At 64.1% G+C, this 23,208-nt stretch carries 18 protein-coding genes; 8 read left to right on the forward strand and 10 right to left on the reverse strand.

What is annotated here, in order from left to right:
- Window positions 1–197: 197 nt before the first annotated feature.
- From QFZ54_RS09195 to QFZ54_RS09210, 4 genes are all read right to left on the reverse strand, one after another.
- The gene (locus QFZ54_RS09195) at window positions 198–836 is read right to left on the reverse strand and encodes a LuxR C-terminal-related transcriptional regulator (protein WP_307086530.1); all 639 of its coding nucleotides are present in this window, start codon (window positions 834–836) and stop codon (window positions 198–200) included.
- Between the two features lie 134 nt (window positions 837–970).
- Window positions 971–1,399 carry a response regulator gene (locus QFZ54_RS09200; RefSeq protein WP_307086532.1) on the reverse strand — a complete coding sequence of 143 codons (429 nt, stop codon included), beginning with the start codon at window positions 1,397–1,399 and terminating at the stop codon, window positions 971–973.
- A complete protein-coding gene (locus QFZ54_RS09205; protein ID WP_307086534.1) occupies window positions 1,396–1,797 on the reverse strand; it encodes a response regulator in 402 nt (133 codons plus the stop codon). The genes QFZ54_RS09200 and QFZ54_RS09205 overlap by 4 nt, the downstream gene beginning before the upstream one ends.
- Before the next feature lie 159 nt (window positions 1,798–1,956).
- Window positions 1,957–3,882 carry a sensor domain-containing phosphodiesterase gene (locus tag QFZ54_RS09210; protein ID WP_307086535.1) on the reverse strand — a complete coding sequence of 642 codons (1,926 nt, stop codon included), beginning with the start codon at window positions 3,880–3,882 and terminating at the stop codon, window positions 1,957–1,959.
- 530 nt (window positions 3,883–4,412) lie between these two features.
- Between QFZ54_RS09210 and QFZ54_RS09215 the strand changes: the two genes are divergently transcribed.
- The 8 genes from QFZ54_RS09215 (at window position 4,413) to QFZ54_RS09250 (ending at window position 16,667) form a co-directional block, all read left to right on the forward strand.
- Window positions 4,413–7,364, forward strand: coding sequence for a glycosyl hydrolase 115 family protein (locus QFZ54_RS09215; RefSeq protein ID WP_307086537.1), 2,952 nt, complete (start codon window positions 4,413–4,415; stop codon window positions 7,362–7,364).
- A 33-nt stretch (window positions 7,365–7,397) separates the two neighbouring features.
- Complete coding sequence (locus QFZ54_RS09220) at window positions 7,398–8,960, forward strand: alpha-N-arabinofuranosidase (protein WP_307086539.1); 1,563 nt, start codon at window positions 7,398–7,400, stop codon at window positions 8,958–8,960.
- 173 nt (window positions 8,961–9,133) lie between these two features.
- Window positions 9,134–9,856 carry an SIMPL domain-containing protein gene (locus QFZ54_RS09225; RefSeq protein WP_307086541.1) on the forward strand — a complete coding sequence of 241 codons (723 nt, stop codon included), beginning with the start codon at window positions 9,134–9,136 and terminating at the stop codon, window positions 9,854–9,856.
- A gap of 371 nt (window positions 9,857–10,227) precedes the next feature.
- Window positions 10,228–11,238 carry an aldo/keto reductase gene (locus tag QFZ54_RS09230; protein WP_307086543.1) on the forward strand — a complete coding sequence of 337 codons (1,011 nt, stop codon included), beginning with the start codon at window positions 10,228–10,230 and terminating at the stop codon, window positions 11,236–11,238.
- 274 nt (window positions 11,239–11,512) lie between these two features.
- Window positions 11,513–13,741 carry a catalase/peroxidase HPI gene (gene katG / locus QFZ54_RS09235; protein ID WP_307086545.1) on the forward strand — a complete coding sequence of 743 codons (2,229 nt, stop codon included), beginning with the start codon at window positions 11,513–11,515 and terminating at the stop codon, window positions 13,739–13,741.
- Between the two features lie 181 nt (window positions 13,742–13,922).
- On the forward strand, window positions 13,923–14,687 hold the full coding sequence (locus QFZ54_RS09240; RefSeq protein ID WP_307086547.1) for a histidine phosphatase family protein: 765 nt from the start codon (window positions 13,923–13,925) through the stop codon (window positions 14,685–14,687).
- Window positions 14,684–15,565 carry an NAD(P)H-hydrate dehydratase gene (locus QFZ54_RS09245; RefSeq protein WP_307086549.1) on the forward strand — a complete coding sequence of 294 codons (882 nt, stop codon included), beginning with the start codon at window positions 14,684–14,686 and terminating at the stop codon, window positions 15,563–15,565. The genes QFZ54_RS09240 and QFZ54_RS09245 overlap by 4 nt, the downstream gene beginning before the upstream one ends.
- A gap of 73 nt (window positions 15,566–15,638) precedes the next feature.
- Complete coding sequence (locus QFZ54_RS09250; RefSeq protein WP_307086551.1) at window positions 15,639–16,667, forward strand: glycosyltransferase family 2 protein; 1,029 nt, start codon at window positions 15,639–15,641, stop codon at window positions 16,665–16,667.
- Between the two features lie 28 nt (window positions 16,668–16,695).
- Here the strand turns inward: QFZ54_RS09250 and QFZ54_RS09255 are convergent, their stop codons facing one another.
- The 6 genes from QFZ54_RS09255 to QFZ54_RS09280 form a co-directional block, all read right to left on the reverse strand.
- Entirely contained in the window at window positions 16,696–17,994 is a 1,299-nt protein-coding gene (locus QFZ54_RS09255) for a lipopolysaccharide biosynthesis protein (RefSeq protein WP_307086553.1), read from the reverse strand.
- A gap of 286 nt (window positions 17,995–18,280) precedes the next feature.
- Window positions 18,281–19,957, reverse strand: coding sequence for a GMC family oxidoreductase (locus tag QFZ54_RS09260; RefSeq protein ID WP_307086555.1), 1,677 nt, complete (start codon window positions 19,955–19,957; stop codon window positions 18,281–18,283).
- Window positions 19,958–20,009: 52 nt separating this feature from the next.
- Window positions 20,010–20,843: a TIM barrel protein gene (locus tag QFZ54_RS09265; protein WP_307086557.1), complete on the reverse strand. Its 834-nt coding sequence runs from the start codon at window positions 20,841–20,843 to the stop codon at window positions 20,010–20,012.
- Window positions 20,840–21,421, reverse strand: a complete 582-nt coding sequence (locus tag QFZ54_RS09270) for a gluconate 2-dehydrogenase subunit 3 family protein (RefSeq protein WP_307086559.1) — start codon at window positions 21,419–21,421, stop codon at window positions 20,840–20,842. The genes QFZ54_RS09265 and QFZ54_RS09270 overlap by 4 nt, the downstream gene beginning before the upstream one ends.
- Entirely contained in the window at window positions 21,418–22,233 is an 816-nt protein-coding gene (locus QFZ54_RS09275; RefSeq protein ID WP_373458587.1) for a 3-keto-disaccharide hydrolase, read from the reverse strand. The genes QFZ54_RS09270 and QFZ54_RS09275 overlap by 4 nt, the downstream gene beginning before the upstream one ends.
- Window positions 22,234–22,274: 41 nt before the next feature.
- Entirely contained in the window at window positions 22,275–23,198 is a 924-nt protein-coding gene (locus tag QFZ54_RS09280; RefSeq protein WP_307086565.1) for a hydroxypyruvate isomerase family protein, read from the reverse strand.
- Window positions 23,199–23,208 lie beyond the last annotated feature (10 nt).

Consider the following 23,208-nt stretch of genomic DNA (forward strand, 5'->3'; position numbering starts at 1 on the left):
TCCACCCGGAGATGGCGCCACAGCGACTTGAAGGGCAACGGAGGGAGTCCCACCCAAGTTGCGGAACCGATGGCTAATACGGTCCGCGACCCAGCCGCTGTGACGACCAAGCACGGGATACGCCGGGGCCGGGCAGCGGGCGATACGGACCTTGGGCCATATCCGGCGCGGAAGTACCGCGACGACCAGCTAGCGCTTCAGAGGCCCGCCTCGACAGCAAGCCGGATCAGATCGGCGGTAGTGTTCAGGCCCAGTCGGTCCATCAGGATGGCTCGGTGCATCTTGACCGTCTTCTCGGCGAGGCCGAGTTCGGCGGCGATCTGTTTGTTGAGCAGGCCCTGTGCAACGAATTTGAGCACCTGACCCTGCCGCGGCGACAGCGCCTTGACCATCTCCGCGGCCCTGATCCGGCGCATGCTGGTCGGTGTCGCCGCATTGGTATCGATCTCGACCTGCGAGCCGAGGAAATACAGGAGACGGTCCTCCTCGTCATACAGCGGCGCAACCAATACGGCGTTTCGGAACGGCAGGCCGTTGCGCTTGTAGTTCAGGATCTCGACCAGCACCGGCTTGTGCTCCCGCACGCCGCGTCGGATCTCTTCGGACAACCACGGTTCGGTCGCCGGTCCCGACAGGAACCGGCAATTGCGCCCCACGACCTCGTCCGTCGAATAGCCCGTCAGATCGCAGAATGGCTGGTTGCAGGCGATAATGGGATTGTCGGGCAGGCGTGGGTCGCTGATCACCGAGGGTATCGGGCTGTCGGTGACGAGCCTGACAAAGCGTTCGTTCGAGCTTGCGTCGATGCTGTCGATCGAAATGGTGCCTATAGTCATCCCACGTCGCCCCCCCGACGCTCGATCAGTCGCATGCGCCCTCTACCGATCGATACCATGTTTCAGCATATCATCGTTAAGATATGGCCGATCGAGAAACAAACGTCGTTGGACAGGCACGTCACGAACGCGTGTCATGGTCGAGAAAACGAACGCGCGGTTCGGTCGCGGGTAGCGCGAAGCTGCTTGATATAGTCGACTACGGCTTGGGGCTCATAGGGTCTGGCGAAATGCGGGCTTTCTTCACAAAGGTCCGTCGCCGTATTAACGATACCAGTGAGATTGCCCGCCAATTTGACGTCAACTTCAGAGTGATTCCCGCGTATCCAGGTGGCTAGTTCGAACCCTGACCTGGTACCGACGGCTTGAATGTCGCAGAGCACGATATCGACGGCAAACGACGGATCTTTGACGGCAATCACGGCTTCATCGGTGCTGGCCGCCTCCACGACATCGTAACCGCAGTGCCGGAGGTAGTCGGCGATCGCGTGACGCGAAAGGATATCGCCGTCGACGATAACGACGGCGCCGGTAGCGGTCGTCGGACTGATCGACTCCGTCATACCGTGCTGGCCAGTTCTTTCGCCACGCACTCCAGAACTGCGTCGATCTGATAGGGCTTCGACAAAATGTGGCTCGCTCCTTTGGCCAGCGCCTCTTCGGAGCCCAGATGACCCGAGGCCAGTATGACCGGAACCTCCGGAAACAGGCCTTTCACAACCCCTAGCAAGCCCAACCCGTCTAGCGAGCCAGGCATCCGGACGTCGCTGAAGACGAGGTCGATCGACTTGCCGGCCATCAGAATATCGACGGCTTCATCGGCGTTGATCGCTTCGATGACGGTATAGCCTTGATCCCTGAGGGCATCGGAGACGAACATCCGAATGAACAGTTCGTCCTCGACGACCAGAATGTGAACCTGCCGCGTTGCGGGTTCGGGCTCTCCTAACGCCGGCTCCACTCTCGTTTCCCCATCTTGAAATGCTGGCCAGCATTTTCGCCTAGGGTCGAGCTGCCCTACGCGGGCGGCTATGTACGATGCGCTTGCCGCCCGCCCCATCATAGATTGGTCGGCGACATAGTTTCCAACCATCCCGAACGCCGATCGAAGACGGTCCGACTAAGCTGCGAAATCGCCCGGCTGCGCAATCCGCTCTATGCTCTTCTTCGCAGGCATGGCCGAGGCTTGCGAGATACCCTGGCCGTGTTCCAGCAGAAGGGCCGTCGCGGCATCGCGATCGACCGCCGGCGAAAAGATATACCCCTGCCCCAGCTCGCAACCGATCTCACGAAGCTGGTCGACCTGTTCTTCGGTCTCGATCCCCTCGGCCACGATCCGGATGCCCATCTTTTTCGCGGTACGGATAAGGCCCTCGACGATCGTAACGCTCACCCCATCGGGTTCGAGGTGGTCGACGAACAATTTATCGATCTTGATGATGTCGACCGGAACCGTGAGCAGATGAGTCAGCGATGCGAAACCCGTCCCGAAATCGTCCAGCGCGATACGTATGCCGTCAGCGCGTAGCGCCTTGATCGCTTCCTGGATCGCCTGGTCTCCACGCCCCATGTACACCGTCTCGGTCACCTCGAGAATGACATGATCGATAGGGACCCCTTCGCGTTCGAGCGCTGCGTTCAAGACCTGTCCGACGGCGCCGCCGCTCAGGTCCGCAGAAGAGACGTTGATACCCACATGCTGGAACGGAATGCCCAGATCCAGCCACCGCCGCAGGTCGGCGGCGACAAGGGTCATCATCCGCTCAGTCAGCGACGTCGCGACCTGTGCGTCGGCGGTCGCTTCGTGGAAAGCGGCGGCGGACACTATGTTGTCGCCGATACGCATGCGGCAAAGCGCTTCCAGCCCGACGATCTCCCTCGTGTCCAGTCGAAAGATCGGCTGATAGAACGGCTCGACCCGGTCCTCCCGCAAGGCAGCGCTCAATTCCCTGATTGCGCCCATGCGCCGCGTCATGCTCGAACGGAGCCCTGCCCAGTATCGCACGAACCCGCCCCGGCCCGTTTCCTTGGCATGGTAGAGCGCGAAGTCGGCATTCTGGCGAACGCTCTCAACACCGGCATCGTCCTGCGAGAAAGGCGCGCCTCCGATAGTAGCGCGCGGGACTATGATGTGCCCGCCGCAGTCCGTAGACAGCGAAAGTGCGCGCAGGATGTTCTCCGCGGTCGCCTCTAGATCCCGCAGGTCGTCGGCCGCCTGCAGGATGACCGCGAACTCGTCACCCCCCACACGGAACGTCCGACCTGGACTTACCGCTTTGGAAATCCTTTCGCCGGCCACCTGAAGAAGCGTGTCGCCCGCATGATGGCCAAACGTATCGTTGACCACTTTCAGATTATCCAGATCCAGAACGAACAGCGCCCAGCTGCCGACCGGAGCATTTTCGAGCTTGGAAAGCGCCGCATGATAGGCGGCGCGATTGGGACACCCGGTCAACGAGTCGGTAAATGCTCGACGCTGATGTTCGAGAACACGCTCGTGCCGGTCTATCGCTATTTGCGTAAGATGAACGCAGTTGGCCACGACTTCGTATTCGAAGGCCGTCGGCCCCCGGACCTCGCGATAGTAAAACGCAAATGTCGCGATCGCATGACCCTCCGCATCGCATATCGGACTGGACCAGCAGGCACGCAGCCCATGCGGAAGTGCGAGATGCTTGAATGCCTGCCAGCGGACGTCGCTTTCGATATCCGTCACGACGACATCTGTTTTCAGATAGGCCGCGGTCCCGCAGGAGCCTGCTAACGGGCCAACCGAAACGCCGTCCAACGCCTGGGAATACGCTTCCGGGAGGCTAGGCCCGGCTAGCGGATGAAGCAGGCCCGCCAAATCGACCGTCAGAACCGAACACGTTACCCCTGGGAGGATATTCTCGACTTCCTGACAAAGCGTGCTGCACGTCGGCCCGAGCCCCGCACCTCTGGCAATCATTCGTAAGATGACGTTCTGAAGATGCAGCAAAATACTGACAGTATCGCTGCCGCTTTCAACCCTGTTGATTTCAGAAAGAGCCATGGGATCGAACATTATCGAATCCTTGGTTTAAATTCCTTTAAAGGCCTAATCCAAAGCTCAATTATGGAAACATCCATTTTGATTTTATTTGATGGGAAACCTTATAATCGATCTGTTCTAATCAATATTACACAGGTTATTATCGACTGTGAAATATGGCCTATCGACCTGCCGTTGCCGGCATCATCAATGAGAAAATGGCTGCACGAAGTTGCCAGGAATACGGACAGGCCTTGACGGCTCGGAACCAGCAGCAGATCAGTAATTGGTAAATCAGGAAACGCTTCTGTCCGTCCAGTTTGAGCGGAGTGGCCAACCGATCTCCATAATTGGCCAGGCCGAAAGCTTGACATGAAGACCAGCCAGCGTAAGGTAACGCTATCAATCGCCAGCGTCAGACAGGCTTGATCGGGAATTGGATGATTTTGGCGCCTCAGACCCCAGGCACGATCGATGCGGCCGATAGCGGCGCCGCCACCGGCTAACGTCGCCAACTTTACCGATACGATGCTGCGGCCCCCAAAGAATGCGGAGACGGAACGATGATCACGCGCCGTAAGATGATGGGCGGCGCGGTGGCTGCAGGGCTCATGGCATCGCCGTTGGCTGCCGCAGTGCGGTTCGACCGGCGCAAGCGCGGGTTCGACATCACGCTAGCCGGCGGCGGCGTGGTGCCCGTGTTCGTCGACGCGGACGACTTCCCCGGCGTCCGTCGTGCCGCCAGCGATCTGGCCGCCGATATCGGTCGCGTGACCGGCACCGCGGCACAGGTCGTCGGCGACCGCGCGCGTCTGCCGGCGCGTATCATTCTGGTCGGCTCGATCGGCCACAGCCCGCTGATCGACCGGTTGATCGCCAGCGGCAAACTCGACGTTGCCGGCATTCGCGGCAAATGGGAGTCGTTCGTCGTCGAGACGATCGCCAACCCGCTGCCCGGCGTTACCGAAGCGCTGGTGATCGTCGGCAGCGACAAGCGCGGCGCGATCTATGGCGCGTACGACCTGTCGCGGATGATCGGCGTGTCGCCCTGGTATTGGTGGGCGGACGTGCCCGTCGTCCGCCAAACGCACCTGAGCGTCGCGAACGGCCGTTACGTGCAGGGATCGCCCGCGGTGAAGTATCGCGGCATCTTCCTCAACGACGAGGCACCGTGCCTGTCGGGCTGGACCACCGAAAAGTTCGGCGGGATGAACGCCCAGTTCTACGGCAAGCTGTTCGAACTGTTGCTGCGGCTGCGCGCCAATTACCTATGGCCGGCGATGTGGAACAACGCGTTCGCGATCGACGACCCGGCCAATGCGCCGCTTGCGGAGGAGTTCGGCATCGTAATGGGCACGTCGCATCACGAGCCGATGATGCGCGCGCACAAGGAATGGACCGACAACCGCAAGGACTATGGCAACGGCGCGTGGAACTATGCGACCAACGGGCCGGCGGTCGCCAAATTCTTCCGCGAGGGGATCGTCCGCAACCACGACAATGAAGTCATCGTTACGATCGGAATGCGCGGCGACGGCGATGTCGCGCTGGAGAGCACCGGCGGTATCCAGTCTGACGTCAAATTGCTCGAAGGCATCATCACCGACCAGCGCCGGATCATCGCGTCGGGCATGGGCAAACCCGCCGAACAAGTGCCGCAGGTCTGGGTCCTCTTCACCGAAGTCTATAAATATTACGACGCCGGGCTGAAGATCCCCGACGACGTGACGCTGATGCTGGCCGACGACAATGTCGGCAATCTGCGTCGCCTGCCGACTCCTGCCGAGCGTAGCCGCAAGGGTGGCTTCGGCGTGTATTTCCACATGGACATGCACGGCGGGCCGTTCGCCTATCAGTGGGTCAATTCGAACCCGCTGCCCAAAATCTGGGAGCAGATGAACCTTGCCAACCAATACGGCGCGAACGAGATGTGGATCGCCAATGTCGGCGACCTGAAGCCGCTCGAACTGCCGATCGAATTCTTCCTGGCGATGGCATGGAACCCCGCCGACGTCGCCAAGGACAAGATCGCCGACTGGACCCGCGCCTGGGCGGAGCGCCAGTTCGGGCCCGAGCATGCGACCGAGATCGCGTTCCTCGCGGCGCGCTACGCAAAATACAACGGCATGCGCAAACCCGAGCAGCTCAAGCCCACGACGTTCAGCCTGGAACATTACCACGAGGCAGAGCGGATGTGCGAGGCCTGGACCGACCTCGTCCGCCGCGCCGATGCGGTAAACGCGGCGCTGCGTCCCGACCAACGCGATGCGTTCTACCAACTCGTGCTCTACCCGGTCCGCGCCTGCGCCAACTTGATGCTGATGTACGCCGCCGCCGCGCGCAACGCCCGGTTCGCCGAGCAGACACGCGCCAGCACCAAGGCCGAGGCGGACGAGGTGCGACGGCGTTTCAAATACGATCACGAACTCCGCGACACCTACAATCACGTGCTGGCCGGCGGCAAATGGAACCACATGATGGACCAGACGCATATCGGCTATTTCGACTGGTATCCGCCCGAGTCCGACATCATGCCCGCGGTCGCCGATCTCGACCTCGACGGCGCGACGGGCTTCGGCGTTAGCGTAGACGGCAGCGCACGCGCATGGCCCGGCTATTACCTGCCCCCCACGTTGCCGACGCTCGACAGCATCACCCGGCTGCCGACCTATCTCGACGTGTTCCCGCGCGGGCTGGCCGAAGCCCCGGTGACGGTCACCGTGGATCAGCCCTGGGTGAAGATCCGCGAAGGCAAGGCGTTCAGCGCATCGTCGCGTGACAAGCGGTTCTGGATCGATGTCGACTGGGCAAAGGCACCGGTAGGCAAGGCAAAGGCGACGATCACGGTCAAGGGCGACACGACGATCACCGTCCGGCTGGATGCGGTTCGCGCGACGCCGCAGCAGGAGAAGGACGCGCGCGATGCGTTCGGTGGGCTCGCCGGCGGCTTCGCGGTGCCGGTTGCCGAGTTTACGCGGTCGATCCCCGTCGGCAACGTGCGCTGGGACACGATCCCCGATTTCGGTCGGGTCGAGACGGCGATGTCGATCTTCCCGGTCGATGCGCCCTCCTTCCCGGACCCGACGCGCGCACCGCGCCTGGAGTACCCGATCTTCCTGGCGGCAGCGGGCAAGTACCGCGTCGATCTGGTCACCGGCCCGACGCTGGAAGTCATCCCCGGGCGGAAACTGAGGGTCGCGGTCTGGCTCGACGGCCAGCAGCCCGAGATCGGTACGGTCTTCACACCCGAAGACGGTCCGTCCCAGGACTTTCTCGGCGCCAAGCACGCCGTCAACACCGCCGACAACGCGCGGACGATGCGGTTCACGATCGACGCCGATCGCCCTGGCCGTCACGTCCTGACCGTCGCGATGATCGATCCGACGATGGTGGTGCAGGCCATCGCGATTGCGAACGACGATCCCAAGGCGTCGTATTTCGGACCACCGATACTCGACACGCGCCCTGCGAAACTTGGCCGACCGGTATCGCCCTGGGCGATCGTTCGGTCTTGATGCCCCAGTCCTCCTGAATTTGACGAGATCGCGATGCGTACATGCCTGGCTCTTATCGGTATCCTGATCGCCGCGGCGTTGCCTGCACCCAACGGGCGCGCGGCGGCACAGGATAACGCTGCGGCCGTTTCGGCGGACGTGGTCGTCAACCTCGACGCACCCGGCCCGGTCATCGCCAAGCACATCTACGGCCAGTTCGCCGAGCATCTCGGACGCGGCATCTACGAAGGCATCTGGGTCGGCGAAAAGAGCACGATCCCAAACATCCGCGGCTATCGTCGCGACGTGGTCGAGGCATTGCGCCATATCCACGTCCCCGTGATCCGCTGGCCCGGCGGCTGCTTCAGCGAAATCTACGACTGGCGCGACGGGATCGGGCCGCGCGCGAAGCGGCCGACCCGCGTGACGATGAACTGGCCGAACACGATCGACACCAACCAGTTCGGCACGCACGAGTTTCTCGATTTCGCCGAACTGATCGGCGCGGACGCCTATGTCTCGGGGAATGTCGGATCGATGACGCCGCGCGATATGGCGCAGTGGATCGAATACATGACGTCCGACCAGCCGGAATCGACGCTGGTGCAACAGCGCAAGTCCAACGGACGCGACAAGGCGTGGCGCGTGCCGTTCTTCGGCATCGGCAACGAGACCTGGGGCTGCGGCGGCGAGATGCGTCCCGATTACGCGGCCGACGTCAACGCGCGCTATGCGATCTTCGCGCGTGCGCCGAGCGGCTATCCGATGGTCAAGGTGGCGAGCGGCGCCAGCGTCCAGGGCGGCGGCGACTTCGAGGCGTTCACCACCGCGATGATGGCGCACATGGGCGCGACGCAGGCTCTCAGCTTTCATTATTACGCGATGCCCGACGGCGCGAAGGGCCCCGCGGTCGGCTTCGACGAGGACGGCTGGGCGAACGAACTCTCGCTCGCCTTGCGGATGGAACCGCTCGTGTCGCGGACCGAGGCGATCATGGACCGCACCGATCCCGAGCGGAAGATCGCGCTCTTCGTCGACGAATGGGGCAGTTGGTACACCCAGCCGCCCGAGGCTCCCGAGGGCGCGCATTACCAGCAGAACTCTTTGCGCGATGCGATGGTGGCCGCGCTCACGCTCGATATCTTCCACCGCCACACCGCCCGCGTGCGGATGGCCAACATCGCGCAGATGGTGAACGTGCTGCAGTCGATGATCCTGACCGACAAGCAGAAGATGCTGCTGACGCCGACCTATCACGTGTTCGACATGTACCAGCCGTTCATGGACGCGACCCCGTTCCCCGCGCTGGTCGCGAGCCCGACCTACACCAAGGGCAAGGTCAGCATGTCGACGATCGACGCATCGGCGGCACGGGGCAAGGACGGGAAGCTCTATCTCTCGCTGGTCAATGTGAGCCCGAACAAGGCGGCGCATGTCCGTACGAACCTGACCGGGACCGCTCGGGGCCGGTTGCTGACCGCCCCGCAGATCGACAGCCACAACAGCTTCGATGCGCCGGACACGGTCAAGCCGGTGCCATTCGCCGGTCGCGTCGAAGCGGACCACATCGTTTTCGACATGCCGGCGAAATCGATCGCGGTGGTGAGGATCGATTGAGGTCTTCCCGTATCACGGTCGCCCTACCCGCATAGCCCGCTCCCTCCCAAACGGAGCGCTCATCGAGACGACCGCCCCGTCTCCACTGGGATATCCTTTACGAACGTCGGTGAGCCCTTGCCGTCGCGTGCCGCGCGGAGGATGCTGGCGGGACAATATGGGAGGATAGAATCATGAGGTATTTGGTTACAGCAGTTGCCGTACTCATCCCCCAGGCTGTCCTCGCTCAAGTCCCGCCCGAGCGCACCGTCCAGGTGACGGGCACCGGGACCATTCAAACGGCCCCCGATATTGCGTTGCTCACCATATATATTCGTGGCGAGGGGCCTACTCCAGACGCGGCCACGACGATGATCGCGGCGAAGCAGAAGGCGGTTAACGAGGCGCTGGTCGGCCTGTTGGGGTCGAACAGCGAGCTTACCGCCAGCAACGTCACTATCATCGAAGCACGGAGCGGCGCGTGCGCCGACGGGCAGGGATATGGCAGTCGACCACGCCTCAGCACCGGCGATTGTGCCGTGTCGGGCTTCATCGCGACGATGCAGACGAGTGTGCGCACGCGCGCGGTCGAGAAGGCCGCGACCGCCGCTGGATTGGCCTCCCGGCTAGGCGCCAGTGACGCCCGCGTGCAGGGGTTCGCGTTGTCCGATCCCGAAGCCGCGCGAGCCAGGGCGAACATGGCAGCGATCGCCGATGCCGCGAAGCGTGCCGCAGCGTTGGCAAGCGGCGCAGGTCTTCGCCTGGGTCCGATCATCGCCGTGCGTGATCAGGCGAGCTACGACATAACGGTCACGGGAGCGTTGCGTGGTGCGAATGCTCCTGCCGCGCCGCCGGCGCCAAGGGTATCGCCAGTCACGATCGACCTGAAACCGACACCGATCGAGACCAGGGCCTAGGTCTTCGTCAGCTACGCCATAGCATCCTGAGCAACGGGCCGGTTCCTACCGGACCGGGCCATATCCGAAACTCGATTCCCTGTGCGACGGTGCGCGCAGGGACACCGAGCGGCACGCCTGCAGCGGGGTCGGCCAGCATCGTTCCGAACCCGAGGATCAACGGTCACTCGGGGTCGCTCGACGACCTGCCCGCCACCCCGCGCTCGGCCAAGGCGGAGCTCGATACCAGGACGACGATGGCCTCGATGGCGAAGTCCCGTGGTTGCGGATGCCCGCATCGCGCATACATCGGCACGACCGGGCTCGGACCCGGACGCGCATGATACGCGCCGAGCCCCCGCCCCTTCTTTCCCCCGCAAAGGACACCGATCATGGCTCTCAAGGACGTTCTTGCCGACAAGCTCGGCTTCGGTGCCGCCCCACTCGGCAACATGTTCCGCGACATCCCGCAGGATGAAGCGCTGGCGACGGTCCAAGCGGCGTGGGACGACGGCATCCGCTATTACGACAACGCTCCGTTCTACGGCGCCGGGCTCGCCGAACTGAGAATGGGTGAGGCGCTCGCCGACAAGCCGCGCGATGCCTATGTCATCAGCACTAAGGTCGGCCGCGTCATCCTGGATGAACTCGAGGACGTCAGCGCCCGTCAACAGGGCGAGAAGGCCGGCGTCTTCGCGCACGGTCGCGCCAACACCGTGGTCAACGACTATTCCTACGATGCGACGTTGCGCTCGATCGAGGGCAGTCTCGAACGCCTGCGCACCGACCATATCGAAATCGCCTTCGTCCACGATCTCGCCCGCGATTTCTGGGGCGACGAATGGATCGGCCGGTTCGAGGAAGCCCGTACCGGAGCGTTCCGCGCGCTCGACCGCCTCCGCGACGAAGGCGTCATCAAGGCCTGGGGTCTCGGCGTAAACCTGTGTGAGCCGATCGAGACGTTGCTCGACCTTCAAGAGCCGCGACCGGACGCCTTCCTGCTCGCGGGACGCTACACCCTGCTCGACCATTCCCGCGCGCTGCAACGCGTCATGCCGCTGGTCGCCGAACGCGGTCTCGGCGTGGTCGTCGGCGGTCCCTATAGTTCGGGCGTACTCGTCGGTGGACCCAATTTCGAATACGCCCCGGCCTCGCCCGCGATCCTCGACAAGGTCGCCCGGATCAAGGCAATCGCGGATCGTCACGGTGTCAGCATGAAGGCCGCCGGTCTGCAATTCTCCCTGGCGAACCCGGCGGTCGCGGCCGTCATTCCCGGCGCCAGCCGGCCAAGCCGGATAGCCGAGGATCGGGCCGCGCTGACGGAGATCATACCCGGCGAGTTCTGGCACGACCTCCGTCACGCCGGGCTCGTCGACTCCGCAGCACCGCTTCCCGGTAACTAGGTCACGTCAAGGTAAGCGTAGCGACCGGAACCCGGACTCGACGTTCCGGAATTCCGGTCGCCCGACTACGGCCATCCGACGCATACTGCTTGCCTTGACGGCTAGAAGTAGGACTCGCCTTTTCTACCGGACTGGCCAAAAGTCAGAATCGAAACATAAATACCTGCGGCCTACGATCGAGTTGTTCGATCATAGTTATCTCAGCAAATCGTTGCCGTAATCCGAGGTAAACGGGTATTTAAGAAGGCACACAAGTTGCCATTAGGAGAGAGACATGGACGCGATCACCGAAGGTAGCCCGATCAACGATCCGGGCAAGCAGCCGGCCGCCAAGCGCGCGCTGCTGGGTCGCACCGCCCGTGACTGGTGGCCCGATACGTTGCCGCTGGAAATCCTGCAGGGCCCCGGCCTCGCGGTGAACCCGCTGGGCGACGACTTCGATTATCGCGCGGCCTTCAAGGCGCTCGACTATGCCGCGGTCAAGGCCGACCTCGTTGCCTTGATGACCGACAGCCAGCCCTGGTGGCCGGCGGATTACGGGCATTACGGCCCCTTCTTCATCCGCATGGCATGGCATTCGGCCGGCACCTATCGCACCGGCGACGGTCGCGGTGGGTCGTCGTCGGGCGCACAGCGGTTCGCACCACTCAACTCGTGGCCGGACAACGGCAACCTCGACAAGGCACGCCGCCTGCTCTGGCCGATCAAGCAGAAATACGGCCGCGCGCTGAGCTGGGCCGATCTATTCATCCTGACCGGCAACGTCGCGATCGAGTCGATGGGCGGACCGACCTTCGGCTTCTCCGGTGGCCGCGCCGACGTGTTCGAGCCGTTGAAGGACATCTACTGGGGCACTGAAGAAGAGTGGCTCGGCCAGACCCGGATCGACGAGGAAGCCGGCATGGCGCTGGAGGAGCCGCTCGCGGCGATCCAGCACGGCCTCATCTACGTCAATCCCGAAGGTCCCGGCGGTTGCCCGAACCCGATGGGCTCGGCACGCGACATGCGCGAGACGTTCGCCCGGATGGGTATGGACGACGTCGAGACCGCGGCGCTGACCGCGGGTGGCCACACCTTCGGCAAGGCGCACGGCAACGGCGACGCGTCAAAGGTCGGCAAGGAGCCCGAAGGCTCGGACATCGCGTCGCAGGGTCTCGGCTGGACGTCGACTCATGGCACCGGCATGGGCGACGACACGATCACCAGCGGGATCGAAGGCGCCTGGACGCCGACGCCGATCACGTGGGACATGACGTATTTCGACATGCTGCTCGACCATGAATACGAACTGGTCCGCAGCCCGGCGGGCGCGCATCAGTATCAGCCGGTCGGCAACCCGGAAGAGACGCTGGCGCCCGGCGCTCATTCGCCCGACAAGCGCGTGCCGACGATGATGACGTCCGCCGACATGGCATTGAAGGTGGACCCGAGCTACCGCGCGGTGATGGAGAAGTTCCGGGCGGACCCGGAATACTTCGCCGATGCCTGGGCGCGTGCGTGGTTCAAGCTGACCCACCGCGACATGGGACCCAAGCAGCGCTACCTCGGCCCCGAAGTGCCGACCGAGGAACTGATCTGGCAGGACCCGATCCCGAAGGCCGACTATAAGCCGATCGACTCGTTCGACGTCGCCGACCTGAAGAAGGCGATCGCCAATTCGGGTCTGGAGATTGCCGAACTCGTCACCACCGCCTGGGCTTCGGCCTCGACCTATCGTCGGTCGGACCACCGCGGCGGCGCCAACGGGGCGCGAATCCGGTTCGCGCCGCAGAAGGACTGGGACGTCAACGAGCCCGCTCAGCTTGCTCGCGTTCTGGCGGTTTATGACGGCATCAAGGCCGAGTTCGACGCAAAGGATCCGAGCGAGGGTGCCAAGCGCGTCTCGATCGCGGACCTGATCGTGCTCGGCGGTTCGGTCGGCATCGAAGCCGCCGCCAAGGCAGCCGGCCATGACATCGAAGTGCCGTTCACGATTGGTCGCACCGACGCGACCGAAGCGCAGACCGACGCCGAGAGCTTCAAGGTGCTCGAGCCCAAGGCCGATGCGTTCCGCAACTATCTCCAGACGCGCTTCACCGTGCCGACGGAGGAGCTGATGGTCGACAAGGCACAGCTGCTGGGCCTGTCGGCCCCCGAAATGGCGGTGCTGATCGGCGGCCTGCGCGTGCTGGGTGCGAACCATTCCAACGCGAAGGCGCACGGCGTGTTCACCGATCGCCCGGGCCAGCTGACGAACGACTTCTTCGTCAACCTGCTCGACATGAAGACCGCATGGAAGCAGGTCAGCGAGGAAAGCGACCAGGAATATGTCGGCACGACCCGCGGCACGCACGATCACAAGTGGACTGCATCGCGTACCGACCTGGTATTCGGCTCGAACTCGCAACTGCGTGCACTGTCCGAAGTCTATGCCTGCGCCGATGCGGAGGAGATGTTCGTCGCGGAGTTCGTGACGGCATGGACCAAGGTGATGAACGCGGATCGCTACGACCTGCTCGACTGACCGTCGGTTCAGGAGCTGGAGAGAGGGCGTCGGCAGCAATGTCGGCGCCCTTTTTCATGCCCTGCCGATCAGTCGCCCGCCCCTCCACATCACGCCTCCGGAGACTTCGCCGAAGAGACATGCAGCCATCCCGTGCCGACGGCGTTGAGCGATCCGTAGCAACTCTTTTGGACGGGATTCCATGACCCCTGCACGTTGGCCGTCTCGCCTCTGGATCGTCCGTCATGGCGAAAGTGCGGGAAACGTGGCGCGCGATGCAGCACACGCCGCCGGCGCCGAACGGATCGACCTGTCGCACCGCGACGTCGACATTCCGTTGTCCCCGCTGGGCGAGGAGCAGGCCCGCGCGCTCGGCGCATGGTTCGCGCACGCGGATCCCGACGACCGCCCCGATATTCTGCTGGTCTCGCCCTATGTCCGCGCGCGCCAGACCCTAAACCTCTTCCGTGAACAGGGCGGTGCGGCCGGCGACGAGCCGATCGGGATCGACGAACGCCTGCGCGAAAAGGAGTTCGGCATTCTCGACGGCCTGACCACCAGCGGTGTCGCATCGGTATATCCGGACCAGGCCGAGTTCCGCCGCATCCTCGGCAAATTCTATCACCGGCCGCCCGGCGGGGAGAGCTGGTGCGACGTCATCTTCCGCCTGCGATCGCTGATGGATACGATCGCATTGCACTATGCCGGCCGCCGCGTGATGATCGTCGCGCATCAGGTCGTCGTCCTTTGCCTGCGCTATGTCATCGAGAACCTGACCGAGGACGAGATCCTGGCGATCGACCACCAAGGCGACGTCGCGAACTGCTCGGTCACCGAATATCGCTTCGACCCCGACGGCCCGCAGGACGGCGCGCTCACGCTCGTTCGCTACAACGCCGTCGTCGACCACCAAGGGTCCGCCCCGGTCACCGCCGAGCCGGACCGTACCACCGGAGTACGAGGATGACCGATACCATTCCGCTCGACAGCAGCTGGATCGCTGCCAACCCGCCCCCCGTTCATGGCATCGGAACCACGAAGAACAGTCGGGGACGCGTGTTGGCGATCGGCGGTTCGGCGATGGTGCCGGGCGCGCTTCGCCTGACGGGCGAGGCAGCGCTTCGGGTCGGCGCGGGCAAGCTCCAGATGGCCACGATCGAATCCGCGGCGATCGGCCTCGGCCTGCTCGTCCCTGAGGCCGGTGTCCTCGCACTCCCGCAAGACGACGTCGGAGAGATCGACGGCGCAGCCGGTCCCCTGCTCGAAAAGTCGCTGAACAGCTGCGATACGCTGGTCGTCGGGCCCGGCATGGGGTCCGCCGATGCCGCCGAGGCGCTACTCCGCCTGATCCTGACACAGCCTTGCGACGAGGTGACGTTGGTCGTCGATGCCATGGCCATCGGGTCCGCGCGAGGTCAGCGCGAAGCGCTCGCGGCATTCGACGGTCGCATGGTGTTCACGCCGCATCACGGCGAAATGGCGATGCTGACGGGTATCGAGGAAGACGCGATCGCGCAGTCCCCGGACAAGATCGCGCGGGACGTCGCCGCGCAATACGGCGCTGTCGTCGTCCTCAAGGGCAGCGATACCGTCATCGCCGCACCCGACGGAACGACCTTGCATTATGGCGGCGGCGGCACCGGACTCGCTACCGGCGGATCGGGAGATGTCCTGGCCGGTGCGATCGGCGGCCTGCTGTCCCGCGGCGCGTCCCCTATCATCGCGGCCGGCTGGGGCGTCTGGTTGCACGGACAGAGCGGACGACGTGTCGCAACCACGCGAGGCCCGATCGGCTTTCTCGCCCGCGACGTCCCCGCCGAGTTTCCGCGCCTGCTCCCGCAATAGGTCACGCTCGGAGGCCCATCATACCCTCGCCGATGATGTTGGCGTTCGCTCGTGGCGCGCTTAAGCACCTCGCATGCACATTCCGACGGTCTCGATCCTCATCCCGACGTTCAATCGCGCGCATTACGTCGGCGACGCGATCGCCAGTGCGCTCCAACAAACGCTGACCGACACCGAAGTGATCGTCGTCGACGACGGATCGTCCGATCGAACGCCCGAGATCATCGCTGCGTTCGACGATCCGAGACTGCGACTTGTACGCCATGAGATCAACCGCGGCATCCCGGAGACCCGCAACACCGCTTTGGCTGCCGCGCGGGGCCAGTATATCGCCTGGCTGGACAGCGACGACATCGCTCGCCCGACTCGGATACGCAAACAGGTCGACTTCCTGCGCGACAATCCGACTATCGCAATGGTCGGTTCGGCTGCCGGCAAGATGAACGCGGACGGCACCCCGAAGAAAGGGACCCGCATGCCGCCGCTCAGTCCGCCGATGATTGCCGCGTGGCTGTTGTTCCGATCGGCGTTTCAGCAATCTTCCATCATGGGACGTGCCGAGATACTGAAGTCGTATCGATACGATCCGCGATACCGGGTCTGCGAAGACGTCGACATGTTCGTACGCCTACAGCACGACCATCGTCTCGCGAACCTGCCGGAAATCCTGATCGATCGTCGCATGCACCCCGACCAGACCGTTCGCCAATTTCGCAGCGAGATCCTGACGAGCCGGGAGACGTTGATTGCGCCGACGCTGGCGGCCCTGCGGATCGACGCGACGAGGACCGACGTCGAACGGCATGTCCTGCTCGGATTTGCCGACTTGCGGGATGCCGATGTCGATACGCAATTCCTGCCCTGGGCCCGCGACTGGCTGTCCCGGTTGCGACGGGCGAACGACGCTACGCACGTGTTCGATCCCGGCGCGCTCGATACCGCGAGCGACTATTTCTGGCTTCTTGCTTGCCGCGCGATGGCACCGAAGATCGGACGCGCCCAGGCGATCAGGGCCTTTACCACGCGTTTGCCGACCAGCCTGCTCGGCCCAGATGTCAGGGGATGGGTAAAGGACGCGTGGCGGACCTACGCATATCGCTGAGCGATCCCACATCCCCGACAGCTCAACTTCAGGCGGGTTCGGGCTTCTTCGTATAGGTGATGACGAATAGCAGACTGGTGACGGCGGCAGATCCCGCGACGACCGCGACGGCCATCCCGACCTCACCCCATAGGGGCAGCGTGACCAGCGCCGTGGCCAGCATGATGGCGACGCTGACGATCCGGATCAGGAAAATGCGCCCGGCATAGCCGCGCGCCGTCAATACGGTATCCAGCCCGACCGCGACCAGGTCGATCGCACCGGCCGCCGCCATCCAGATCAGGACGACGTTTCCCTGACCGAAGACATGCCCGCCCACCAGCTTGAGTACCGACTTCCCGAACACGACCGCGATCAGCATGATCACCGCGCCCGCCACGGTACTCATCAGGACGGTTCGCAGGACCAGTCGCCGGACGGTTTCGTCTTTGGCTTCCTGAACGGCGCGTACGATTTCGGGAAACGCCGCCCGCGATATCAGCTGGCCTATCTTTCCGAGCGACTGCGCGAGTTGCGCGGCCAGCCGGAACGTTCCGGCCGCAGCGACGCCCAGCTCGTTGCCGACCGCCAGCAACGGCAACTGCTTGCTGGCGAGCGCCAATGTCGAACTGGCGTTCGTGCTCAGCGCAAAATTCAGGATCCCGTCATTCTCCCGCACCATCCGCTTGAAGCCGGCCCCGCCCCATAAAAGCTTCAGGTCGCCGATATGCGCGACCATCCCCCAATAGGTGGCCGACGTCAGCACTTCGGCGATCGCCCATACCGCCAGGAACGCCTGGACCGTGGGATGGAAGATCATGACGAGCACGGCCCCGACCGCCCGCGCGATCGGCGTTATGCTGTCCGCGATCGCCGCAAGCCGGAACTTGTCCCTCAGGCGCAGGATGCCAACGGCGGCGGACCGGATCGTCACGAGCTGGACCACGGTGAAAATCAGCGCGGCACGTTTGAGCGTTGCACCGATACCGAAGGCATCGCTCCAGAGTTCGAGAATGGCGACCGCGAGCGCCGCCCCGCTCAAGGCGCTGATGAGATCGAGCGCCGCGGTTCCGCGAAACAGACGTGCCAGCCTCGGTTCGTCTTCGCCACGCGAGAGACCGACCCCGAACTGGACGATCACCTGCCAACTCTGGAACGCCACCAGCGTAGCGAGCGCCTGCGCCGCTCCGGTAATCAGCGAAAATCGGCCAAATCCGGTCACGCCCAGCGTGCGCGCCGCTATGCCGAGATATAGCAGGGACAGTATCGCAACGACGCCCCGGCTACCCACCAGCCAACCGAGATTATGTCCGATCGAGCGCAGCACATTCCCATTGGAGCGCAGCACGTCGCCGTCGGATCGGAGGTTGGGAGGACGCTGAGCGCTGGACATGATGCTCGCGACCTACCGGGGCTGGCGCTACGTCACAAGCACCGCAATCTCATCGGCACTCGCACGAAATCGGAAGAAAGGAACCGTTCACCGACCGATCGACGGCGGCTTCGTATCCCGCGCGGCGCCTGCCGGTGCCTGGTCTCGGGGACAGGACGCCCGGTCCGACGCCCGGCCGGACCGCCGGCTGGCGCGACCAAACGCGCCCCAGCCGACGTCCGCCCGAACGTCCTTCCCCAGCCTAGGCCTTCTTCATCTGGCGCACCGCGTGATCGGCGGCGCGGGCGGTCAGTGCCATGAAGGTGAGCGACGGGTTCACGCACGAGATCGACGCCATCTGCGCGCCGTCGGTCACGTACAGGTTCGACGCGGCATGCGCCTGGCTCCACTCGTTGAGCACCGACGTACGCGGATCGCGACCCATGCGCGCGCCACCCATTTCGTGGATCGCGTCGCCGGGAACGTGCTCGCCTTCCGTGCTCCTGACGTTGGTGAGGCCCGCCCCTTTCAGCATCGCCTCGCCCTGCGTCCGCGCGTCGGTCATCATCTTCAACTCGTTGTCGCGGAAGCGGACGTCGAAGCGCATCAGCGGCACCCCGAACCGGTCGACCTTCGACTGGTGAAGCGAAACCTTGTTGTCGGCATAGGGCAGGCATTCGCCGAACGCGCCCATGCTGAACCGCCACGGTGCGTATTTGCGCATGCCCTGCTTCATCGACGCGCCGAACCCGACCGGCGCCGCGGGGTTGCGATAGGCGCTGCCCTGATAGCCATAGCCGCGCTTGAAGCCGACACCCTCGTCGCCGCCGATATTGCGGAAGCGGGGCACGTAGACGCCGCCCGGACGACGGCCGAACTCGATAAACTCCTCCATGCCCGGAATGTCGCCCTCGACGCCGACGCGGAAGATATGGTCCATCACGTAACGCCCGAGCGTGCCGCTATCGTCGAAATAGCTCCGGTCGCCGCCCGGTGCGCGCGAGTTCAGCATGATCTGCGTCGAGGCGATCGCCGAGGCGCAGAGGAAGACGAGATCGGCCTGCACCGTTTCCGCCTGGCCGGTCTTCGCGTCGATATAACGGACGCCGGTCACTTTCTTGCGCGCCGCGTCGTACACCAGGTTGGTGACGACCGAGTCCGACCTGAGCGTCAAGCGACCGGTTGCGCGAGCGGCCGGCAAGGTGACGGCCTGGGTCGAAAAATACGCGCCGAACGAGCAACCATTGCCGCACTGGTTGCGGAACTGGCATTTCGTGCGGTTCTGGTCGGGCTTATCCTCGGTCATGTTCGACAGCCGGGTGTTGATCAGTTTGCGACCGGGAAACTTGGACTCGAGACCCTGTTTCAGCCACTTCTCCGCGACGTTCATCGGCATCGGCGGCTGAAACTCGCTGTCGGGCAGATAGTCGAGATTCTCGCGCGAGCCCGAGACGCCGATGTATTTCTCGACATAGCTGTACCACGGCGCGACGTCGTCATAGCGGATCGGCCAGTCGCCATCGATGCCGTCGCGCTTGTTCGCCTCGAAATCCGCAGGGCTCCAGCGGAAGCACCAGCGACCCCAGATCAGCGACTTGCCACCGACCGCGCCGGGTCGGATCCAGTAGAATTTGCTGCCCTCGTCATAGGCGTACGGGTTCAGCCGGTCGTCATTGTGGAACTCGCGGTTGCTGGGTTGGACATAGCCGTGCTTGCCGATGAAATAATCGCTGTCGAGCAGCGGCTTGGGCATGATGTTGCGCGCCGGCACCTCATAGGCGGGCTTGCCGTCATAAGTGTAGCCTTCGCCGTGCTCGACCATCTTGCCGCGGTCCAGCATCAGGACACGGAGGCCCTTTTCGGTCAGTTCCTTCGCAGCGAAGCCACCGCTTACGCCCGATCCAATAACGATCGCGTCGAACCTGTTGGTCTCAGCCATGATCTCTCTCTCCTAAAACTCGGAAAACACGCCCCGTCAGAAGCGCCCCCATTTAAAAACGAAGCGCGCGCAGTGTCCGGAAACTCGTGGTGATGTCGGGCAGATAAGGCGCGGGAGCCTCGTCGTTCTCGACGTAGAAATGCCGCACGCCGGCGCTGCCCTTCAGCTTGAACAGCGCGCCGAAATCGATCGTGCCCTGCCCGACCGCGGTCATGCTCCGGTCGGGGCGCATGTCCTTGACGTGATAGGCGTAGAGGCGCGGCGCCAAGCGCTCGATCAGGGTCGACAGGTTTTCGCCGGCATGCAGCGCCCAATAGAGATCGAGTTCCACCTTCACGAGCGCGGGGTCGGTCTCCTTCAGCAACCGGTCGTACAGGCTGACCCCGCCCGGCTTGGTCGTGAACTCGAAATCGTGGTTGTGATAGGCAAAGCCCAGCCCGGCCTTCTTCAGTTCGGTCGCGAACCGGTTGAAGTTCGGCAGCGCCGCGTTCCAGCCCGCCTCGTTGCGATGCTCGGCGGTCATGTACGGCAGCACGACCGTGGTCGCGCCGAGCGTCTTGGCCATCGTCACCGACTGGTCGAACTGCTTGAGCAGCGCGTCGTAGCCGATATGCACGGACGGTGCGGTCAGGCCCAGCTTGTCCATCGTCCGGCGCAGCATCGCATGGTCCATGCCGTCATAGCCGCCACCGCCGAACTCGATCTCGCGGTAACCGATCTGCGCGACCTTGCCGAGTGTGCCGACCGGGTCCTTCGAAAAGATGTCGCGGATCGTGTAGAGCTGCAGGCCGATCGCCCTCAACTGCGCCGCCGACGCGGCCGGCACGAACGCAAGCGCGGCCACCGCGCCCGAGCCCGCAAGCAGGTGTCTACGGCTGAGCATCATGCGGAATACACCTTGTTGACCTGAGAATAGGGAAATTCACCATTATACTCACCAGGCACCGGCAAATACTCCCGCTCCTGCGTCATGCCGATTTCGGAGGTGTAATAGCCGGTGACGACGAGCTGCCGGAATGCCTCGAAAAAGACGCCGCCCGACGGGATCTGGTCGTTCATCGCGAGCGTGAGCAGCGCATCCTGCTGCGTCGCCGTCGCCTTTGCACCGGCGACCTTATAGTCCTTGAGGCTGCGCGCCTCGATCGCGTCGAGCCCGGCGAGGATCGGCGCGCGGTCGGCCGGAGCGGCCCAGTCGGCGAGCAGCTTCTCGATATAGGCCGGGACACCGGCGGCGATCGCGCCCGGTGTATCGGTGGTAGGCAGCACGCGTTCGCTGAGCGCGGTCATCAGCGCGCGCTGGGGGGCTGTGAAGACCGCGACGCTGGGCGGGCCCTCGCTGATGACGGGGATGCCGGCGGCCGCGCCGGGCGCCTGCGCGACACCGGCCGCGCGCGCGATCGGCGCATACAGGGCCGTGCCGAACATGGCGACGACGCCTGCGAGTGCAGTTCTGCGATCGATCATTTACCGTCCTTCTTCAGGTCCTGTGCGATCGCCGCCTCGGTTAGCGGACGGACCCAGATATTGCGGAACGACACCGGTGAATCGTGATCCTGGAGCTGGATCGGTGCGGCATCGGCGTGCGCCGTGTAAGCAGCGACGTGGCGCCAGTTGGTCGTGCCGAGCATCGCTTGGTGGTTCTGGACCAGCACGCCATTGAGCAGCGCGGTGACGTAGGCCGGGCGCAGCAGGCTGCCGTCGGCGGCGAAGCGGGGTCGCTCGAACACGATATCGTAGGTCTGCCATTCGCCGGGGCGACGCGCGGCGTTCACCAGTGGCGGCTTCCAGCCATAGACCGCGCCGACCGTGCCATCGGCATAGGTCGGGTTCTGCGAGCCATCGAGGATCTGCAGTTCGTAGCGCTGCATGAACCAGATGCCGCTGTTGCCGCGGTCCTGCGAGGTCTTGGTCGGCGGGTTTGGCGAGCGGAATTCGAGATGCATCTGCACGTCGCCGAAGCTCTGTTTCGAGACGAGGTTGTTCTCGCCGCCGCTCTTCGCACGCGACGGGATCGTCAGCGCACCGTCCGCGATCGGCCATGCGATCCGATCGGGCTTCCATGCATCGAGCGAACGCCCGTCGAACAGCACGACCGCATCGGCGGGTGGACCACCGGGGGTCGCGGCCGGCGCGACGACGACCGGCGCAGGGCGGTCGGCGTCATGAACGCGCCACTGCCCGCCGGGCAGCATCGGCGTGTCCTTGAAGCCGGGCTTCTCCTGAGCCGCGACAGACCCCGTCGCCATCAACGTCATCGCCGCGGCGACGCTCGCCATCAAAAAGGTGTTCATGCGTCTTCCCCTCATCCCCGTCCCCCTCATGCTGCATCGATCTCGCGGTAAGCGGCGATCAGGCGATCCTCGCCCGCACGCCCGGCGATCGAATTGCCGTGTTCCATGCCGATCACGCCCGAATAGCGTTTTGCCCGCAGCCACTTCACGATCGAGGCGTAATTGATCTCGCCGGTCGATGGTTCGTTGCGGCCCGGATTGTCGCCGAACTGGATATAGCCGATCTCGTTCCAACAGGTGTCGAGCGTCGGGATCAGGTTCCCCGACTGGATCTGCTCGTGATACAGATCGGCGAGCACCTTGACCGCCGGGCTGTTGGCACCGCGCGCCACCGCATAGCCCTGCGAGATCGTCTGCATATAGACGCCCGGATGGTTGGTCCGCGTGTTGAGCGGCTCCATCACCATCGCCGCCCCCGATGGCGCGACGATATCGCCGGCGCGGCGCATCACGTCGATCACGCGCGCGGTCTGGATATCCACCGGAACCTTCGGGTCCATGAAGCCGGTGACGACGGTCATCCGCTTCGCATTCAGTCGCTTGGCGACGTCGAGCGAGGCGCGGATATCGGCGAGGAACGCCTCGCGCTCGGCGCCGTCGGTCGCGCCGAGCAATGGCCTGGACTTCGACCATTTGGGCATGCTGGCGACGAACACGCCCATCGTCATGCCGCGCTGCGCGAGCGCCTTGGCCATCTGCTCCTGCTCGGCCACCGACCGCGTCGCCGCCTCGTTGTCCTCCCAGGCGGTGAAGCCCTGATCGGCGGCGAAGGCGATCTGTTCGATTCGCCCGCCGCGGCTGGCGAAGCTGCCCTCGTGCGGCGCGTAGCCGAGCGAGAAGCGCGCGGCGTTCGAGCTGCGGCGTTGCCCCCCGGCCATGCCCGGCACCAGCGACGCGGCAGCGCCTGCCGCGAGCCCGGCCCCGAGCAGGTTTCGGCGGGAGAGCGTCATGCGACCATTA

Origin of the sequence: Sphingomonas faeni, assembly GCF_030817315.1 — a bacterium.
Lineage (GTDB): Bacteria > Pseudomonadota > Alphaproteobacteria > Sphingomonadales > Sphingomonadaceae > Sphingomonas > Sphingomonas faeni_C.

Bases quoted from the DNA above. Each gene is read 5' to 3' on its own strand.
- QFZ54_RS09210 (WP_307086535.1), bottom strand. From the start codon at position 3,882: ATGTTCGATCCCATGGCTCTTTCTGAAATCAACAGGGTTGAAAGCGGC.
- QFZ54_RS09245 (WP_307086549.1), top strand. From the start codon at position 14,684: ATGACCGATACCATTCCGCTCGACAGCAGCTGGATCGCTGCCAACCCG.
- QFZ54_RS09215 (WP_307086537.1), top strand. From the start codon at position 4,413: ATGATCACGCGCCGTAAGATGATGGGCGGCGCGGTGGCTGCAGGGCTC.
- QFZ54_RS09280 (WP_307086565.1), bottom strand. From the start codon at position 23,198: ATGACGCTCTCCCGCCGAAACCTGCTCGGGGCCGGGCTCGCGGCAGGC.
- katG (WP_307086545.1), top strand. From the start codon at position 11,513: ATGGACGCGATCACCGAAGGTAGCCCGATCAACGATCCGGGCAAGCAG.
- QFZ54_RS09200 (WP_307086532.1), bottom strand. From the start codon at position 1,399: ATGACGGAGTCGATCAGTCCGACGACCGCTACCGGCGCCGTCGTTATC.
- QFZ54_RS09220 (WP_307086539.1), top strand. From the start codon at position 7,398: ATGCGTACATGCCTGGCTCTTATCGGTATCCTGATCGCCGCGGCGTTG.
- QFZ54_RS09225 (WP_307086541.1), top strand. From the start codon at position 9,134: ATGAGGTATTTGGTTACAGCAGTTGCCGTACTCATCCCCCAGGCTGTC.
- QFZ54_RS09250 (WP_307086551.1), top strand. From the start codon at position 15,639: ATGCACATTCCGACGGTCTCGATCCTCATCCCGACGTTCAATCGCGCG.
- QFZ54_RS09195 (WP_307086530.1), bottom strand. From the start codon at position 836: ATGACTATAGGCACCATTTCGATCGACAGCATCGACGCAAGCTCGAAC.
- QFZ54_RS09270 (WP_307086559.1), bottom strand. From the start codon at position 21,421: ATGATCGATCGCAGAACTGCACTCGCAGGCGTCGTCGCCATGTTCGGC.
- QFZ54_RS09230 (WP_307086543.1), top strand. From the start codon at position 10,228: ATGGCTCTCAAGGACGTTCTTGCCGACAAGCTCGGCTTCGGTGCCGCC.
- QFZ54_RS09275 (WP_373458587.1), bottom strand. From the start codon at position 22,233: ATGGCGAGCGTCGCCGCGGCGATGACGTTGATGGCGACGGGGTCTGTC.
- QFZ54_RS09240 (WP_307086547.1), top strand. From the start codon at position 13,923: ATGACCCCTGCACGTTGGCCGTCTCGCCTCTGGATCGTCCGTCATGGC.
- QFZ54_RS09260 (WP_307086555.1), bottom strand. From the start codon at position 19,957: ATGGCTGAGACCAACAGGTTCGACGCGATCGTTATTGGATCGGGCGTA.
- QFZ54_RS09265 (WP_307086557.1), bottom strand. From the start codon at position 20,843: ATGATGCTCAGCCGTAGACACCTGCTTGCGGGCTCGGGCGCGGTGGCC.